The following is a 1231-nucleotide window of genomic DNA, read 5'->3' on the forward strand; positions in this document are numbered from 1 at the left end:
GGCGTAAAAACACAATATCATCAGCCGAACCGCTACTTCACCGGACGGGTACCGATCTTGTCGATAAGCTTGCGGATCAGCGCCGTCGCTTCGGGGCGGCGGCTTTCGTCCGTGAGGGCCTCACGAAGGCGACCGATCTGCTCACGGTAGTAGCCCGCCATCTTAGGATGGACGAGGACGGTTTCGTCCTCGCCCTCGGCAAGCTGTGCCTCCAGTTCCGCCGTGCGGGCTTCGAGCTCGACCATCCGGTCCTTCACGCGTGAGGCCGGAATGCCGTCCATGATCGCCTTCACCAGCCGGTCAAGCTCACGCTCGGCCTTGGCCAGCGCGTTTTTCGCCGTCTTGCGATGCGCGTTGCGATCTGCATGGAGCTTGTTCATGTGCCGGGTGTACTCGGCGCAGAAGGCATCGCACAGGGCGGGGTCCATCAGGTGATGATGCAAGGCTTCCAATACCAGCGTTTCCATCTCTTCGCGGCGCATGGTGCGGCGGTTGTCGCACGTGCCCTTGGCGCGAGCTGCCGAGCAGCCCACACGCTCGGCATTGAGATTGATGTAACCGCCGCCGCAGCAGCCGCACTCCATCAGGCCGGAGAAGATGAAACGCGGGCGGCGCCGGTCCCAGTAACCGGCGGCCTTCTTGCCCTTGCGGTTGCTGCGCAAGGATTGTTGCCGCGCCTTCACCTTGTCCCATAAGTCCGGATCGATGACGCGCAGTTCCGGCACATCCTGAATGATCCATTCGGATTCCGGGTTGAGACGTGAGACGCGCTTTCCGGTCTGCGGGTCCTTGATGTAGCGGAGGCGGTTCCAGATCAGCCTGCCGATATACAGCTCGTTGTTCAGGATGCCGGTGCCGCGGTCAGGATTGCCGTGGATGGTGGATGGTCCCCACGCCTTGTTCGAGGGACCGGGGATGGATTCCTTGTTGAACTGTTTGGCGATGGCCTGCGGCGACTTGCCGGACGCGTATTCATTGAAGATACGCCGGACGATCCCGGCCTCGCATTCGTTGATCTTGCGCTCGCCGCGCACCGGCTGGCCGTCTGAGCCAAGGCGGCGCACGACGTCATAACCGTAGCAGTTGCCGCCGCCCGACTTGCCAGCCTCGACCCGGCCGCGCAGGCCGCGGCGCGTCTTGTCGGCCAGGTCCTTAAGGAAGAGCGCACCCATCGTGTGTGAGCTACCCCGGGTTTGACGGACACCTTAGAAAGGGGACACTCCCCGAGGAG

Annotated in this window: 1 protein-coding gene; it reads right to left on the reverse strand. The window is 63.0% G+C overall.

All coding sequences use genetic code 11. The annotated features are described in order from the left end of the window. Positions 1 to 32: 32 nt before the first annotated feature. The gene (locus WD767_06260; protein ID MEX2615679.1) at positions 33 to 1172 is read right to left on the reverse strand and encodes a recombinase family protein; all 1140 of its coding nucleotides are present in this window, start codon (positions 1170 to 1172) and stop codon (positions 33 to 35) included. Between the last annotated feature and the right edge of the window lie 59 nt (positions 1173 to 1231).

It is taken from the genome of Alphaproteobacteria bacterium, from assembly GCA_040905865.1.
Taxonomy (GTDB): Bacteria; Pseudomonadota; Alphaproteobacteria; order UBA8366.